This window comes from Metallosphaera javensis (ex Hofmann et al. 2022) (genome assembly GCF_022064045.1).
In the GTDB taxonomy this organism is placed as follows: domain Archaea; phylum Thermoproteota; class Thermoprotei_A; order Sulfolobales; family Sulfolobaceae; genus Metallosphaera; species Metallosphaera javensis.
The window spans coordinates 1-14,799 of the sequence record NZ_JAKNCW010000008.1; the positions used below are offsets into that span (position 1 = coordinate 1).

Below are 14,799 nucleotides of genomic sequence, written 5' to 3' on the forward strand. Positions count from 1 at the left end.
ATTCAAAACGCGTATTACCCTGGTAAAAAACTTTTCAAGGGCCGAGGCACTGACGTCAAGTTCAGGGAAATGCTACATATGTCCCCCCTTCCCTCCGCATAGTCCCGTGCTTTTGCCAAATATTTCTGCCGCTAACTTTCTGACGTCTGTTCCCTTTGCTATGGCGTGATGATGGGGCCTGTGAGTGCTCACAACTACGTCCTCTTTCCTCAGATTAGAACCAACTCCACAGCCACCGCCTCCTGCCCTGAGGAGAGGTGCATCTCACCCCTTATTGGTCCCGAGGCCATGTTAAAGGGATTTTTACCCTCATAGTACTTGGCCCCTATAGCCTCCTCGAACTCCCGGATGAGATTCATCTCATAATACATCTCCAACAACTGGTCTAGGGTAAGCCCAGCTGACTCCACTAACCCCTTGAGGTCCTTTACCGTGGGTTCAGGTTTCAGAAACATGAGTATCACTATCCTTTTCATTGAAGAGATTTAAAGATTCTCCTATCTTGTATGTTTCAATTTTTAGTTAACTTAATCAATGGGTGTATGCCATGAAGAGCAGGAGTTTTAGCATATCCAGAGTCATTTAAACTCTAGGATGTGTTCATTAAGATGTGTCGGGAGACTCTGTAAATTTCTTGAAATTTACTCTATAAATCTAATAATTCAACTTGTTCTCAACAATCACCTTCCCTAATAGGGTTCGTATTGGCATTGAGTCGGGCTTATTGAGGATTTTCCACCAACGGAAAATTTCTGGAGCCGGAATTAACCCGAGCTAGTACAAGAGGTTCAATCCAGTTACAAGGTTATATGAAGAGAAATGATATATTGAGCGGAAAGAAATGTTAGGCTGAAAAGCTTCTGGGGAAAAACCGGATGCATGATAGGTGAACTGCCCTATCATGGATGGAGTCCTCTGCCCCCATCTCCAAAAAAGATAAACAAAGTCCTATGAACAACTTACAAACCTTTCTCCCTTCAGGGCCGAGATCAGCTTTAGATCCAGGGTTAACACCTCGCCACCTAGAGTGTTGGCCAGAGCTACTAGGGACGCATCGTACGTCGTTATCCCATACTTCACGGAGAGCCTATAAGCTTCCTGCGCAAGTTCCCTTCCCTGATGGACAGGAAAGTTGGAGATGAAGTTCAACCCCTTTGTTACGACCATCTCTCCATCTTCCGCAGAGATCTCTCCTCGTACCACTCTTTTCCTCATCACGTTGGGGAATTCGTAATAAATGAGATCGAGGAAGTGAAGGTCGTCATATCTCTCCAGCAGATTCCTGACGCATTCGCTTGCGCTCTCTGGCAGGAACACGGAAACGAGGGCAGAGGTATCAACGACTATCCTCATCCCTGTCCTCCCTCACAAGATGGGAGGAGGGCGACAGTAACCCGTACTTTGCCCTTAACTCTTCCCTGGTCCTGTCCGCATCTGTAAGCATGAGCCTCTTTTTCTCTCTTCTGACCACCTCCTCAAGGTATTGCCTGACCAGTTCTGCGTAGTCTATCCTTAGGTTTTCAAGATCTTCCTTTAACCTCCTGCTTATCCTCACGGAGATGGTCTCACTCATTCTTCCACGAATATAATTTGTCTTGCAAACTTTTAAAGTTTATCTCTATGTAAACTTCTAATTTCATGAAGCTATGCTGGATAGCCGGGAATTTAGGAAGGTTAACTTCTTCCTGACAGATTTTCCCTTCGTGGTTCAGAATTATCCTCATCTCACAATCTGAACCTGCTGAAATATGTCGTGAACGGAAAATCAAATGAACATTTCAGACATGTTGATTACGTAACCCTTGATAGTAACATAGCCAGTCTGAACTATAACTGTTTTAATCTTCTCCACCAGTTGAAATAGGGTGATTCAGTGGTATTTGGGGCATTTGGCCCTTTCTTTGAGGACTTTGAGCTAGGTCAGATAATAAGGCATAGGCCATGCAGAACGCTGGAACAGTGGGATAATGTGTTGTGGTCAACCCTCACCCTAGATTACACTCCTCTCTACCTGGATGCCGTTTACGCCTCTCTAACGGAACTTGGCAGGATTGTGCTAAATCCTCGGCTTGTTCATTCAGTGGTGATAGGTCTAGCGACCAGAGACACAAGCGTGAATACCCTCGCGTTTCTTGGCATAGATTACGAGAATTTGAGGAGGCCCGTTTTTCCGGGAGATACCCTGTGCGTGGAGACAGAGGTTGTGGGAAAGAGGGAGACCAAGAGGCCCAACGTGGGCGTTGTGAGCTGGATTCATAGGGTATACAATCAAAGGGGAGAGGACGTTTACGAGATAAAGAGGAACAATCTGATCTATAAGAGGTCTACCTCCCCTTGGATCAGGTTCCTTGAGGGGAGAGGAGAGATGGCTAACTCCAGTCAGCAGAGTGGGGAAAGGGTAACGTTGAACACTGAGGAAAGGAAGCTATCTCATCCCGGCTGGGAGGGAAGATACCTCGAAGACTTCACTCCTGGAGAAAGGGTGATTCACAGGTTAGGTAGGACCGTAACGCAGTACGACAATATCCTGAGCACCGTCTTATCCATGAATACCGCGACCCTTCATCTTGATGAGGAGTACATGAGATATCACGATTACGGAAAGACAGTGGTACAGGGACCATTCATAGTGGGAGTCGCATCCGGAATTTCCTCCTTCGAGCTTGGGGCGAACATCTCCGCAGATCTGGGAATAAAGGAACTGAAGTTGAAGGCTCCAGTCTTTGACGGCGATACACTTCACGTTATAAGTGAGGTTCTGGACGTGAAACCTGACAAGGAGAAAGGGAAAGTCACGGTAAGGAGTACCGTGTACAAGAACAACTTCTCAGTTGAGGTTTCCAGCTTTATCAGGGAAATAGAGGTTTTCAGAAGGGAGTACTCACCATGGGTGAAAATATGGAAAGGATAGGGTGTAGCGAACTTAGAGAACTCGTTTCTGATCCCATGGACACGGTGAAAAGATTCCTTCCCAGAAAGGGAGTGATCGCCTTCGGGGGCATGTCAGGATCTTCCGTTCCCAAGGAATTTCCGAGGGCTATGGCGAAACTTCTGGAGGAGGATCAAGGATACTCGTTAACCCTTCTTACGGGAGGAGCAACCTCAGAGGAGTTCGAGAGGTCAGTCTCGAGGATTGCCAGGATCTTTCACAGGAGATACCCCTTCCTGAGCGGTGGGGAGCACAGGAACCTGGCCAACTCGAATGTCCTCCAATTTTTCGATTATGGCCTGTATAAGTTCAACAGAATGATTCGAACTGGAGGACTAGGAGAAGTGGATATAGCGGTAATTGAGGGAACCGCAATCCTTGAGGATTGCTCTGTGATACCCTCACTGTCGCTGGATTCCTCCCTCTCCTTTGTGAGGATGGCAAAGAGAGTTATAGTGGAGATAAACGAGAGCAAACCTAGACTGGACGGACTTCATGACGTATACATGGAAGATTCTCCCATTCCCTTGAGAAGAGTCTGGCAAAGGATAGGAGACATCAAGCTGAGAATACCTTCCTCTAAGATAGTGGCCATTCTGCTCACAGAGGAGAATGATAGTTCGCCAGGCGCCTACAAGTCTCCGGGAGACGCTGAGACGAAGATCTCGGACAATATCCTGCAATTCCTTTCCCAAGAGATTAAGAAGGGATTTTCCAGGGAACTTTATGAGAGGGGAGATCTAATTCTTCAACCGGGTGCGGGATCCCTCTCCAGTAAGCTGGAGGAAAGGCTATCTCAGTTTGGGTTGAGAGTTGACGTGTGGGCTGAAACTTTACCTGTCAAGTGGGCCCTGCATGCTGGGGATTACGCCAAACATGTTAGCTCCTCAGCCCTTTTTGCCCTTCACGGGGAAGAGAAATACCTTCACGAGTTCTATGAAACCAGGGATTTCAAGAACGTGATACTTAGGGGGCAGAACGTGACTAACAATCCTGAGGTGATTCAGAGGCTAAACCTAGTGTCCATCCTTCAGGCCATAAACGTGGACGTCTACGGAAATGCCAACATATCACACATTCACGGAAAGATATACAATGGAGTTGGTGGATCAGTGGACTTTGCCCCTAACGCTTACATTACGGTGATTGCCCTGCCCTCGACCACAGGAGATGGGAAGATCTCCAGGATAGTTCCCATGACAACTCACGTGGATATCCCCGAGCATTACGTTGACGTAGTGGTCACAGAACAGGGATATGCTGATTTGAGGGGTAAGGCACCCCTAGACAGGGCAAAGGAAATAGTGGAGAGATGCGCTCATCCCAGCTTCAAGGATTCCCTCCTTCGATACCTGGATAGGGTCAAGGAGGTTGGTCACGAAGGTCACGATCTCCGACTCGCTTATGAGCTGTTCGGTGATGCCCTATGAACGAGGTTTCATCTCTCCTGGGCATAAATGAGGACATGTCACTGATCCTGAGTTCGCTCAGGGAACTGATGGGTAAGTATCCCGAGAAATACTGGAGCGAACTGGACGTTCGCGAGGAATTTCCGTCGTCATTCTTTAATGAGTTCATGGAACTGGGATTTGGACACATCCTTTTTCCTAGGGAATATGGGGGTGGCGGAATGGGTGTTCTTGATGCATCCCTTATACTCAGGGAAATAAACCTCCTGGGAGGTAACGCTTATTTCGTCCACGGTCAATACTATAACACAGTCCTCCTCAATAAGTGCGCCCAGGAGTCCATGAAAACTAGATATTTCCCCGAGATCGTGAGGGGTAACCTCAAGGTTCTCAGCCTGGCCCTGACAGAACCTGAAGTGGGCTCCGACACCACTAAGTTAAAGACCTCTGCGGAGAGGATTGGAGATCATTACGTGATAAACGGGCATAAGATCTTCATATCGAGGGCGGATAAGACGGACTTCATGATATTGGTAGCTAGGACGAAGCCCTTCAACAGGGAGAGAAAGGCTCACGGGATAACCATGTTTCTCGTGGACATGAGGGACTTGAGAGGGAGGATCGAGATGAAAAGGATTAGAACCATGGCCAACACTGACGCCTATGAACTCTATATAGAGAATGTGGAGGTGCCAGCGAGTAACGTCATAGGGAACGTAGATGAAGGGTTTTACTGTCTCCTCTCCTGTCTCAATGCGGAGAGAATTATGATAGCTTCGGAGATGATCGGTAACGCGGAATATTTCCTGGAGAAGGCCACAGAATACGCTAGGACGAGGCAAGTCTTTGATAAACCCATTGGACAAAATCAGGGCGTTCAATTCCCCCTAGCCCAGGGATTTGCGGAACTGATTTCCTCTGCGCTACTCCTGCGACACGCCGGTGAACTCTACGATTCGGGATCCGATAACAGAGTTGTGGGAACCTATGCCAACATAGCCAAATACAAGGCGAGTGAGGTGGCGTGGTATTTAGGTAACGTTGCAATGGACGTGTTTGGGGGTCTCGGATACTCCAAGGATTTGGGGATAGAGAGGAAATTGAGGGAAACTAGGCTCTTTCTGGTTGCACCGGTGTCCAGAAACTTAATTCTCGCGGATCTGGCCCATAACGTTCTCAAGTTGCCTAGGTCTTTCTAGGGGGTCAAGGAGTGGATGGAGAGTCTCTGTGGAGGATCAAGACATTGTCCATACAAAAGACCCCCCGACAAGGTGTAGTTCAGATTCTACATCACGTAAAGGTCTATACTCCTAACCCAGCTCCCCTGTACATTTTACCATTCCTCACCACGTGGATCACGTTCTCGGGAGAAAGGTTTTCCACGTTCTGCGTCGGGTCGGCCTTCAGCACTACCAGGTCTGCGAGATAGCCTCTCTCTATTTTACCCACCCTAAGTCCAAGGCACTCCCCAGCTATCGAGGTAGTTGACGCGAGAACCTCGTGATTACTCAAGAACTGTGAAAGGAGAACCGCCTCTCTGTAATTTCTCCCGTGAGGCCTGGAATCTGAGCCCACGTAGTCCGTCCCAGTTGCGATCTTCAGTCCCGCTGATCTAGCCAGCTTAACATCCTCCTTCATATGCCTCGAGACAGCCTCCTCCCTATATCTTCTCACTTCAGGATTAGACACGTGAAAGGGAATCTCGTAAGTTGCCAGGGTGGGAATATAACAGGTGCCCCTCTCCTTCATGAGGGATGCTGTCTCCTCATCCAGTCCCAGACCGTGCTCAATAGTATCCACCCCAGCCTCCACGGAGTTAAGGATTGCCTCCCTACCGTAGGCATGAGAGGCAACCCTCAATCCGAACCTGTGAGACTCCTCCACAATTGACTTAAGTTCGTCTGGTCCCAGACCTGGAAGTATCTTCCCGCCCTGGGAGAATGCACCCGACGCGTATACCTTGATCACAGTTGCCCCCTGCCTCACCGCAAGCCTCACCGCCTTCCTGCACTCGTAAGGGGAATCACAGTAGAAGGAGTAGGAAAGCCTCTGGGCAACGTCCAACGGTAAGTCCTTGGGATCGTCATCTCCCCCCGTGATAGCCAGGGAATATCCTGAGGCAATCACCCTAGGTCCAATTATCTCCCCCGACGCCTCCAGTCTTGATAGCCTGGTTGCTACCTTGCTTCCCAGATCCCTGACCGTGGTGAACCCTGCCCTCAAAAGAGTCTCCATATCCCTCGTGCTTCTAATGGCTACGTCGATCTCATTCACCAAGTTCCACGATAACACATTGTCCTCATGTACTCCAAAGAAGTGAAGGTGCGCATCTATCATTCCTGGCATAATGAATCCGTGAATTGCATCACCTTCCTCAACTCCCTCCTCCACTTCCACTATCTGATTCCCCTCCACCACGACCATCCCTCTCTCGATTACCCTTGTCCCATCGAAAATTTTTCCGGCAAGTTTTAGCATGGTGAAAATGAGACAAGCGCCATTTAAATCGTTTTAGGGAGGACTTGACGCCTTACGGAAATCCTTGGTTCAGCTCTTTAGGAGTGATCTAACCAGTTTCTCTGAATCCGAGAAGTCATATCCCCTATACAACTCTATCTTGCTGGCCTCCATGGAACCTTCAGCGTGGACCATTAGAGTCAGGAGATACCCGGTGAGATGACTGGAGCCCAGCTCCTTGGCCATCTTCAACACCTGGGTTCTCTCCTTCCCGTCCACTGCCCCTCTCAGATACTTGAGGATTTCCTCCCCTCCCTCACCCTTCAGGTCCTCCTCGGAGGGCATGGTCGCTATTATCCCTCCTGAAATATCTATGAGATCCCTCACTACGTCGTGGAAGTGGGCGTTAGAATACAGTTTCCCCACGTTTGTGAAGGTTGGATTGGGAATTGCCACACTCTCATCAATCAAGGGAGAGAGGGCAGCCGACAGTGCAGTTGCCCTCATAACCTCCTTGTACATGATAATGTCCACCATATCGTCCCTCACCTGTTTTTCGTTCTGAATCCCGTTCACGTATGACGCCAGCCTGGCTGCTCCCAGGAATAGGTTAGCTGTTGCAACCCTGTAGGAGAGGGCAGTGAACCTGTGAAAGGTGGCGAAAAGCGTTGCCAGCTGTCCAGCGAACTTGCTCTCCTGGAACAGGAATACCCTATCCCACGGCACGAAAACGTTATCGAACACAGTCAGGGTCTCCAGTTCGTAATCCTGCCGGGAAACCACCGCAGAGGAGTTCCCCTCCAGCTCATCTATGGGCCTCACGTACATTCTGAGTCCCTCAGTCTCCGCGGGGACAGCGAAGGCAACGGCGTATTCCTTCTCGTTATCCCTCATGGCCCTGGTGGGGATCACGACTATCTCATCTGAAACTGCAGCCTGTGTTGTGTGAGCCTTGGCCCCCTTCACCACTATCCCATCACTTCTCACCTCCGTTATCCTCAGGTACATGTCCGGATCCTCCTGTTCCTTGGGTCTCTTGGACCTGTCCCCCTTCACGTCTGTCTGCGCTGTGGCGAGGGTGAGGTCCCTTTCCTTAACGTAAGCCAGGTAATTCTCCACTCTTCTTGTGTAATCTGTTCCCCTTTCCTTATCCACTTTCCTTGAGGTGATCAAGAGTGCGAAGAGGGCATCGCTCCCTATGGCTTGAGATATGTTGAATATCCCGTTGCAATACATGGTGAGACCGTAAATTAGCCTGTGCCTCTCCATAAGGTCTTGGCTATCTCTCGGAACACGAAAGAACTTACTTGAGTTATCCTCACCTACCCTTTCCCTGTACTCAAAGAGCTTGGAGGCATGGGAAACTGCCACCTTGATTACTGGATGCTCCGTGACATCTATCAATCCGCCCCTGTAGAAAACCTTTCTCCTATCCCTTAAACCCTTCACGAACTCTTCCTTAGTTCTCATATACTATCATGTGATATAATGATTAATAACTTTTCAACCGAGAACAAAGCTAAAGTCGTACCAGACCCTTCAACACGTCACATTGCCTTAACTACCACTTCTAGGCGATAGCTTATCCAGTTTTTACTCTATCACCTTAAGTAACTCACAAATAGATAATAAATTAAGTTTAAAGTTTAAATCTATGAATGAACAAGTAGTACCATGTATTCCAAATATCCCCTTAAACTTGTCACAGTGGACCTGTTACATGAGGGATGCTGGACGAGCTTCTTGGACAGCAAGGTTCAGGTAATTGCTCATCACAGTAACGGAAACATGGTGAGAGACCTCGTTGTGGGCAAGTTGGATAGCTTTAGGGTCATAAAGCGTTTGGACAGGTCAACACGAATAAACACGATCTCTAACGTGAGTTATCTTGATAGTGAGAGGGTTCTCGTTGATATGACTCTGGATTATAGGAATTCCATTTTCTCCATGTTGGATACTAAGAACGTTATGGTCCTGGAACCTACTGTCGTTTACGGTAACGAGGTCTGGAGTTTCTTGGCGTATGAGTACCAGATAAGCGAAATCCTGCATGATCTCAGGGAAGCGTCAAGGGTGAACGAGGTAGAAATACAGGACTATGAGGGATTGGAGTTAAGTGAGGAAGAGGTTGAGGTCCTCTCAGCTGCGATCGATATGGGATATTTTAACATTCCCAAGGAGTCAAACTTAAGGGATATTGCCAAGGCCACTGGAAAATCGGTGAACATGGTTGCATACACTTTAAAGAGCGGAGAAAGAAAGGTAATCCGCGGAATTACTCAGCTTCTAAAAAGGTGGAAGTACCTGCCCAGAACATGGTAAAAACCACGTAATTTTCTAAGGTCTGGACTGCCACTATACATGATAAAAATGACGTAGCTATTTCGTCAGAAAGGTAGTTTCAATGAGGCTGAACTCACGTCATTTCTAAAATCATAGAATCTACTTTATTTCTAAAATATTGATCAACGATAAAAGTTTATATATTTCATGAGCAAATTAAACCATAATGGCAGATAGCTCTAATTTAAAACAGTCACCAGACTGGTATATAGCTAGGGTAGATAGGCTTCCCACATGGGGCCTATCATACGCTCTAATATGGGCTATGGGGTTTTCCTTTTTTATAACATTGTACGACGTCATAAACGTGGGATTCGCCCTTCCCTATATACCCTTTGTGATAACTGCAGGCCAGGCCTCCCTCATCGCTTCATTGGGACTGTGGGGTTACGTCGTGGGAGCACCAATTTTCTCATATATGGCAGATCTAGTTGGAAGGAGACCCACCCTAATATTCACGGCCCTTCTCACGGCACTGGGAAGCTTCGGGGATGCCTTCTCAGTAAATTATCCAATGCTTGCGGGGTTCAGATTTATTACTGGCATGGCCATAGGAGCTGACCTAGTGCTAGTGATGACATACATGGCTGAAATGTCTCCCGCCTCCAAGAGGGGTCAATACACAAATCTCGCCTTCATAGGTGGCTGGGCGGGAATAGGGATTGGACCGTTCATAGCTGCACTAATAGTAACCTCCATACCCAGCATAGGATGGAGAATAGTATTCGTGGTGGGCGGTATTCTTGCAGCTTTGGCGCTGGCAATAAGGGCATATGCTCCTGAGACAGTCAGGTTCCTTGCCGTAAAGGGGAAGTTCAACGAGGTCGATAACCTTGTCACAAGTATGGAATCCACTTCCATGAAGAGAGCTGGAGTTAGCCAGCTACCCGAACCCAACATGAAAACCTATAATGTTCCCAAGGAAAACCCATTCAGGACTCTAGCTAAACCCAAATATCTCAAGAGGCTCATAGTGCTCTTCCTTCTGATGTTCTGGATATACTTCATGGATTACCCCTTCCTAGTTCTCCCAGAGACCTGGGTTAAGGACATCCTAGGTTACAGCGGTTCCCTGTTCTCATCAGCTGTGTTCTATTTCGGATTGGCCGGAATAGGGGCTTTCCTAGGGGCCATACTGTTAAGGTTCATCATAGATAGATTCGACAGGAGGTACATGACAGTATTTGGAGTCGTAGTGTACACTATTGGTACAGCCATCATGGCCATTGGAGGCGTCGCAAGAAGCATTCCCACATTCTTTATAGGCGCTTTCATAGCTGAGCTAGTGGGCGTGGGATGGTACAATATCTATTATCTGCTATGCAGTGAGAACTTCCCAACGAGCGCCAGAGCCACGGGATATGCCATAGCTGATGGAGTAGGTCATGCGGGAGGCGCCATTGGATTGCTCGCAATATTTCCTCTAATCCCTCTTCTGGGTAATGTGGGTGCTTGGACTCTACCATGGATACCTGCCATTGTAATGGCCATACTCACGGTGTTTACGTTACCTAAAACAATAAAGGTGAGGCTGGAGGAAATTAATGAGGCTACCGACGCTCATGGGTAGTTCTTAACAGATCTTACTAAAACAACCTTTTTTGTAACCATTGTCTTGAGTAGAAAATATTAGATCCCTTCTCCACTTTACATTATGTACCAGCTTAAGGGAAAGGTTTTCGTGGTGACGGGGTCCGGGAGAGGTATAGGTAGGGAGGTTGCAATAGGGGCCTCCCTTGAGGATGCAAAGGTCGTGGTAAATGCGAAGAAGGGAAAGGATGAGATGGAGGAGACAATCAAGGAGATAAGGTCGAGAGGTGGGGAGGTGGTAGGAGTACTGGCGGACGTTTCCACGGAAGAGGGATGTAAGGAGCTGGTGAACGTCGCAATTTCAAGTTTTGGTCGCCTTGACGTTCTGGTGAATAACGCTGGAGTGGGAATATACTCACCATTCCTGCAGGTGGACGACAGGATCGTGGAGAAGCACTTTCAGACGGACTTCAAGTCCGTGTTGTACTGTTCTAAGATTGCGTCACCACATATCGCTGAAGGAGGTGAGATCCTGAACGTAGCGTCCCTGGCGGGAATTATGCCGTTCAAGGGATTGTCCATTTACGGTGCAATGAAGGGGGCAGTCATTTCCCTCACCAGATATATGGCCCTTGAACTGGCACCCAGGATCAGGGTTAACGCTGTGGCCCCTGGGCTAGTAAGAACTAGGTTGGGAGAGAGCCTCCCAAGGGTCTGGGGGATGAGCGAGGAGGATTACGCCAAGAGGTTCACGCTGACAGGTAGAATCTTGGATCCGGCGGACGTGGCCCAGCTCATTCTCTCCATTATCAAGGTAGAGGGGATGACGGGGCAGGTTATCTCCCTTGATGCGGGGGAATCTCTCAAGGGATCTGTAGGAGTTTTTTGACCTCCTCTCTCACCACCTTCTTATCAAGTTTACCCGTACTGGTCTTGGGGATGGAGTCCACGAACACTATCCTATCCGGTATCCACCAGTCTGGAAAGGCCCTCAACGACTTCAGGTAATCCACGATCTCTTGAGGACTTGTGGGCTCCCTGGTCACTACTAGGGCTACGGGTCTCTCACCCCACCTCTCGTGGGGAACTCCAACCACCACAGCCTCCAAGACCTTATTAAAGGACATTATGGCGTTTTCAAGCTGAACGCTACTTATCCACTCCCCTCCGCTCTTGATGAGGTCCTTCTGCCTATCCACAACTTTCACGTTGCCGTCCGGGTCCACAGTTGCTACATCTCCCGTCCTGAACCAGGTGAAGGTTCTGTCTCCCTTGAAATACCTCCCTGTGACGAAGGCACCACGGACTGCCAGCTCGCCCACTGTCTTGCCATCCCAAGGTAGCTCCTTTCCCTCTGGGTCCAAGAGGGCTATTTCGAACCCGAATATGGGATAACCCTGTTTGGTCAGAGCGTCCAAATCCTCGCTCCTGTTCACCGTGGCTATTGCCTCAGTCTCAGTCATTCCCCACGCATGATAAGTTCTCACCCCCACTTTCCTCATCCTCTCCATGAGCCCCCTGGGCGGTTCAGCTCCTCCCATTACCACGGTCCTGAGCTTTCCAAGGTCCTCCCCCTCCTTCTCCACATAGTTCATTACGTCGATCCAGACAGTGGGCGCGCCTGCAGCCACGGTTACCCCCTCTTCCCTGATCAGCTCCACCAGGTCCCTGGGCCTGGGCCTTATCCCCGGTAACACGAGCTTGGCCCCGGTCATTAGGGAAGCAAAGGGTATGTCCCACCCCGATATGTGGAACATGGGCACGACATCCATCACCACGTCACTTGAGGAGAGGCCCAGAACGTCCCCAGCTAGAAGGGAGAGGGAATGAATGAAGATGCTCCTGTGACTGTAAATGACACCCTTGGGCTTACCCGTGGTGCCTGAGGTGAAACAACTCACCGCCCCGCTCCTCTCCTGAAGATCTGGAAGTTCTGAAGCTGGGGTCAGGGAATCCACAATCTCGTCATAGTCCTGGTTAAACTTAAAGGTCTTCACATTGAAGGTAGCCTGAATGTCCTCATCCATGAATACCCCCGAGTCCTGCATCTCCCTTATGACGTACTCCATCTCGCTTGGATGAAATCTCACGTTAACAGTATGGAGAACTCCTCCGGTTAGGGGGACCGCAAAATACAGTTCAAGATGTCTGCTCGTGTTCCACGCCACGGAGGCCACGTTCTTTCCTGCCAAGTCGTTCTGACGAAGGAACGTTATGGTCTTTCTTACTCGCTGGGCGAACTCGGAGTAAGTGTACGTTTTCCTGGTAGATGAGAACCTTGATACGATTGTCCTGTTCCCATAGAGCTTCTCAATCCTCCAGAAAATGGACTTTATGGTCAATTCGTAATCCATAATGGTGGAATCCATAAAATAGAGAACGAAAGCATGTTAATATTTATTCACGCATAAAATGTAACTACATGGATAAACCTGGCTAGCGAATACACACTAAACGGGGAGAGACCGGATTCGTGGCCCCAACACGTGAGGTTAAACTTTTCAACTAGTTTATCCAAGGGAGATTATGGAGCTCAAAGTTTATCGGAAAGGGATAGTGGTGATCCCACGGGAAATCAGGGATGAGTTAAAGATTAGGGAGGGTTCAAGACTTGAGGTTTCCGTCAAGGATGGGGCAATAATCCTACGTCCCAAACTAACCCTCCTAGACGCTTTCAGTGTGGATGACAGGGTAAAGGGGCTGGAAACTCTCAGGTTAATTCACGAGAGGAGAAAGGATGAGGGAGAAGATTAGCCTAGATTCTGGATTCTTCTCTGTGTATTTCTCCGGATTGAACGAGAAATCCAAGGAGATAATGGAGGGGATCTATTCAGGTGAGTACGAGGCCTATCTGCTAACCGTGAATCTCGGGGAGTTCCTAGACAGTTACAGAAGGATTCATGGTTTAACCTACACTGAAGTTAAACTAAACCTTATCCTCGATTCGCCCATCAAGATCGTTCCCTTATCCCAAGAGATAGTGAGAGAGGCAATTAAACTCAGGGAGAAGTACAGGACACTCTCCCTAAGCGACTCCTATCTCCTTGCTAGTTCCATGGAGCTGGGTTCCAGAGTGGTCACCACAAACCAGGAAATCCTCAAGGTTAGACAGGACTCCATTCTCCTCACTCCCTACGTGTGACATATCTCTTTTCCAGGACCTGCACCTCTGGCAACCCTATGAAGGAGAGGAAATCCCTGAAGGGGTAAAGCTTATCCATTACGTTGAGAGGTGTGCCATCTCTTCTAATCTGCTCCAGCACACTCTTCATGGCCGACGTCGCAGACAGCAGGGTGCTCACGGGGAATATGATCAACTTAAACCCCAGCCTCCTCAGGTCCTCCAGGGAGACAGGAGGGGTTTTTCCTCCCTCCGCCCAATTGAAAAGTAAGGGAATACCTTTCAATTCCCTTGAAATGGTCTCAATCTGTTCCATGGACTCAGGCGCCTCCACGAAGAGCATGTCGGCCCCGGCCTTGTAATATTCCTTTGCCCTCTCCAGAGCTGAATCAAGGCCCTCAACTGCTATGGCATCAGTTCTGGCAATGAGAAGGAAGTCCCTGGATTTCACGTCCTTCGCTGCAGCGATCTTCTGAACCATGTCGTCAACGGATACCACTTCCTTTCCCGAGATATGACCGCACTTCTTAGGAAAGATCTGATCCTCAATGTGAATTCCCGCAACTCCCACATTCTCGTACTCCTGAACAGTCCTTATCACGTTAATTGGGTTTCCGTAACCTGTATCTGCGTCGGCAATTACTGGGATGTTCACAGCGTCCACAATCCTTCTTGCGTTCTCCACCATCTCGGTCATGGTCAGGAGACCGACGTCCGGGTAACCCAGAAGTCCCGCTGAAGTTCCGAAACCTGTCATGTAGACGGCCTCAAATCCTGCTGACTCCACCAGCCTGGCAGATAGGGCGTCAAATGCACCAGGTGCCAGAATGACATCCCTTGAAGAGAGGAGTTCCCTTAACTTGCGTGGACCGTTCACCTTCTCCTTTAAAAGTCGAGACATGAGTTAGATATGAAGAGGACAAAAAATCAATTTTGGGTAAACTGGGGAACGAGACAATGCATCAAATACTAATATTGTCTCAAACTCCTGTTACTCCCCTGAAAATCTC

15 protein-coding genes are annotated in these 14,799 nt (G+C 48.6%); 8 read left to right on the top strand and 7 right to left on the bottom strand.

What is annotated here, in order from left to right:
* Nucleotides 1-209: 209 nt before the first annotated feature.
* From L3N51_RS06830 to L3N51_RS06840, 3 genes are all read right to left on the bottom strand, one after another.
* Complete coding sequence (locus tag L3N51_RS06830) at nt 210-476, bottom strand: hypothetical protein (RefSeq protein ID WP_238026285.1); 267 nt, start codon at nt 474-476, stop codon at nt 210-212.
* A gap of 472 nt (nt 477-948) precedes the next feature.
* Nucleotides 949-1,353 carry a type II toxin-antitoxin system VapC family toxin gene (locus L3N51_RS06835; RefSeq protein WP_238026286.1) on the bottom strand — a complete coding sequence of 135 codons (405 nt, stop codon included), beginning with the start codon at nt 1,351-1,353 and terminating at the stop codon, nt 949-951.
* Nucleotides 1,337-1,573: an antitoxin gene (locus tag L3N51_RS06840; protein WP_238026287.1), complete on the bottom strand. Its 237-nt coding sequence runs from the start codon at nt 1,571-1,573 to the stop codon at nt 1,337-1,339. The genes L3N51_RS06835 and L3N51_RS06840 overlap by 17 nt, the downstream gene beginning before the upstream one ends.
* Nucleotides 1,574-1,873: 300 nt before the next feature.
* Between L3N51_RS06840 and L3N51_RS12675 the strand changes: the two genes are divergently transcribed.
* Genes L3N51_RS12675 through L3N51_RS06855 form a run of 3 tightly spaced genes read left to right on the top strand, consistent with a single transcriptional unit; the run spans nt 1,874 to nt 5,537 of the window.
* On the top strand, nt 1,874-2,911 hold the full coding sequence (locus tag L3N51_RS12675; RefSeq protein WP_238026288.1) for a MaoC family dehydratase: 1,038 nt from the start codon (nt 1,874-1,876) through the stop codon (nt 2,909-2,911).
* Nucleotides 2,899-4,359 (top strand): acetyl-CoA hydrolase/transferase C-terminal domain-containing protein, encoded by a 1,461-nt coding sequence (locus L3N51_RS06850; protein WP_238026289.1) that lies wholly within the window; start codon nt 2,899-2,901, stop codon nt 4,357-4,359. The genes L3N51_RS12675 and L3N51_RS06850 overlap by 13 nt, the downstream gene beginning before the upstream one ends.
* On the top strand, nt 4,356-5,537 hold the full coding sequence (locus tag L3N51_RS06855) for an acyl-CoA dehydrogenase family protein (RefSeq protein ID WP_238026290.1): 1,182 nt from the start codon (nt 4,356-4,358) through the stop codon (nt 5,535-5,537). Before L3N51_RS06850 ends, L3N51_RS06855 begins: the two co-directional genes overlap by 4 nt.
* A gap of 103 nt (nt 5,538-5,640) precedes the next feature.
* Here the strand turns inward: L3N51_RS06855 and L3N51_RS06860 are convergent, their stop codons facing one another.
* A complete protein-coding gene (locus L3N51_RS06860; RefSeq protein ID WP_238026291.1) occupies nt 5,641-6,816 on the bottom strand; it encodes a metal-dependent hydrolase family protein in 1,176 nt (391 codons plus the stop codon).
* A gap of 69 nt (nt 6,817-6,885) precedes the next feature.
* The gene (locus L3N51_RS06865) at nt 6,886-8,265 is read right to left on the bottom strand and encodes a 4-hydroxyphenylacetate 3-hydroxylase N-terminal domain-containing protein (protein WP_238026292.1); all 1,380 of its coding nucleotides are present in this window, start codon (nt 8,263-8,265) and stop codon (nt 6,886-6,888) included.
* A gap of 204 nt (nt 8,266-8,469) precedes the next feature.
* Between L3N51_RS06865 and L3N51_RS06870 the strand changes: the two genes are divergently transcribed.
* From L3N51_RS06870 to L3N51_RS06880, 3 genes are all read left to right on the top strand, one after another.
* Nucleotides 8,470-9,117 carry a helix-turn-helix domain-containing protein gene (locus L3N51_RS06870; RefSeq protein WP_238026294.1) on the top strand — a complete coding sequence of 216 codons (648 nt, stop codon included), beginning with the start codon at nt 8,470-8,472 and terminating at the stop codon, nt 9,115-9,117.
* Nucleotides 9,118-9,304: 187 nt separating this feature from the next.
* On the top strand, nt 9,305-10,708 hold the full coding sequence (locus L3N51_RS06875) for an MFS transporter (protein WP_238026295.1): 1,404 nt from the start codon (nt 9,305-9,307) through the stop codon (nt 10,706-10,708).
* 84 nt (nt 10,709-10,792) lie between these two features.
* Nucleotides 10,793-11,557, top strand: coding sequence for an SDR family oxidoreductase (locus L3N51_RS06880; protein ID WP_238026296.1), 765 nt, complete (start codon nt 10,793-10,795; stop codon nt 11,555-11,557).
* Here L3N51_RS06880 and L3N51_RS06885 read toward each other — a convergent pair.
* Complete coding sequence (locus L3N51_RS06885) at nt 11,532-13,037, bottom strand: AMP-binding protein (RefSeq protein ID WP_238026297.1); 1,506 nt, start codon at nt 13,035-13,037, stop codon at nt 11,532-11,534. The two genes, L3N51_RS06880 and L3N51_RS06885, sit on opposite strands and share 26 nt — an antisense overlap.
* 157 nt (nt 13,038-13,194) lie before the next feature.
* On the opposite strand from L3N51_RS06885, the gene L3N51_RS06890 reads away from it, so the two are divergent.
* Nucleotides 13,195-13,422 (top strand): AbrB/MazE/SpoVT family DNA-binding domain-containing protein, encoded by a 228-nt coding sequence (locus L3N51_RS06890; protein WP_238026298.1) that lies wholly within the window; start codon nt 13,195-13,197, stop codon nt 13,420-13,422.
* The gene (locus tag L3N51_RS06895; RefSeq protein ID WP_238026299.1) at nt 13,406-13,810 is read left to right on the top strand and encodes a PIN domain-containing protein; all 405 of its coding nucleotides are present in this window, start codon (nt 13,406-13,408) and stop codon (nt 13,808-13,810) included. Before L3N51_RS06890 ends, L3N51_RS06895 begins: the two co-directional genes overlap by 17 nt.
* Here the strand turns inward: L3N51_RS06895 and L3N51_RS06900 are convergent.
* The gene (locus L3N51_RS06900) at nt 13,794-14,690 is read right to left on the bottom strand and encodes an isocitrate lyase/PEP mutase family protein (protein WP_238026300.1); all 897 of its coding nucleotides are present in this window, start codon (nt 14,688-14,690) and stop codon (nt 13,794-13,796) included. The genes L3N51_RS06895 and L3N51_RS06900 overlap by 17 nt on opposite strands.
* Nucleotides 14,691-14,799: the final 109 nt, after the last annotated feature.

Excerpts from the sequence above, each read along its gene's own strand:
- L3N51_RS06830 (WP_238026285.1), bottom strand. The coding sequence starts at position 476 with ATGAAAAGGATAGTGATACTCATGTTTCTGAAACCTGAACCCACGGTA.
- L3N51_RS06835 (WP_238026286.1), bottom strand. The coding sequence starts at position 1,353 with ATGAGGATAGTCGTTGATACCTCTGCCCTCGTTTCCGTGTTCCTGCCA.
- L3N51_RS06840 (WP_238026287.1), bottom strand. The coding sequence starts at position 1,573 with ATGAGTGAGACCATCTCCGTGAGGATAAGCAGGAGGTTAAAGGAAGAT.
- L3N51_RS06850 (WP_238026289.1), top strand. The coding sequence starts at position 2,899 with ATGGAAAGGATAGGGTGTAGCGAACTTAGAGAACTCGTTTCTGATCCC.
- L3N51_RS06855 (WP_238026290.1), top strand. The coding sequence starts at position 4,356 with ATGAACGAGGTTTCATCTCTCCTGGGCATAAATGAGGACATGTCACTG.
- L3N51_RS06860 (WP_238026291.1), bottom strand. The coding sequence starts at position 6,816 with ATGCTAAAACTTGCCGGAAAAATTTTCGATGGGACAAGGGTAATCGAG.
- L3N51_RS06865 (WP_238026292.1), bottom strand. The coding sequence starts at position 8,265 with ATGAGAACTAAGGAAGAGTTCGTGAAGGGTTTAAGGGATAGGAGAAAG.
- L3N51_RS06870 (WP_238026294.1), top strand. The coding sequence starts at position 8,470 with ATGTATTCCAAATATCCCCTTAAACTTGTCACAGTGGACCTGTTACAT.
- L3N51_RS06875 (WP_238026295.1), top strand. The coding sequence starts at position 9,305 with ATGGCAGATAGCTCTAATTTAAAACAGTCACCAGACTGGTATATAGCT.
- L3N51_RS06880 (WP_238026296.1), top strand. The coding sequence starts at position 10,793 with ATGTACCAGCTTAAGGGAAAGGTTTTCGTGGTGACGGGGTCCGGGAGA.
- L3N51_RS06885 (WP_238026297.1), bottom strand. The coding sequence starts at position 13,037 with ATGGATTCCACCATTATGGATTACGAATTGACCATAAAGTCCATTTTC.
- L3N51_RS06890 (WP_238026298.1), top strand. The coding sequence starts at position 13,195 with ATGGAGCTCAAAGTTTATCGGAAAGGGATAGTGGTGATCCCACGGGAA.
- L3N51_RS06895 (WP_238026299.1), top strand. The coding sequence starts at position 13,406 with ATGAGGGAGAAGATTAGCCTAGATTCTGGATTCTTCTCTGTGTATTTC.
- L3N51_RS06900 (WP_238026300.1), bottom strand. The coding sequence starts at position 14,690 with ATGTCTCGACTTTTAAAGGAGAAGGTGAACGGTCCACGCAAGTTAAGG.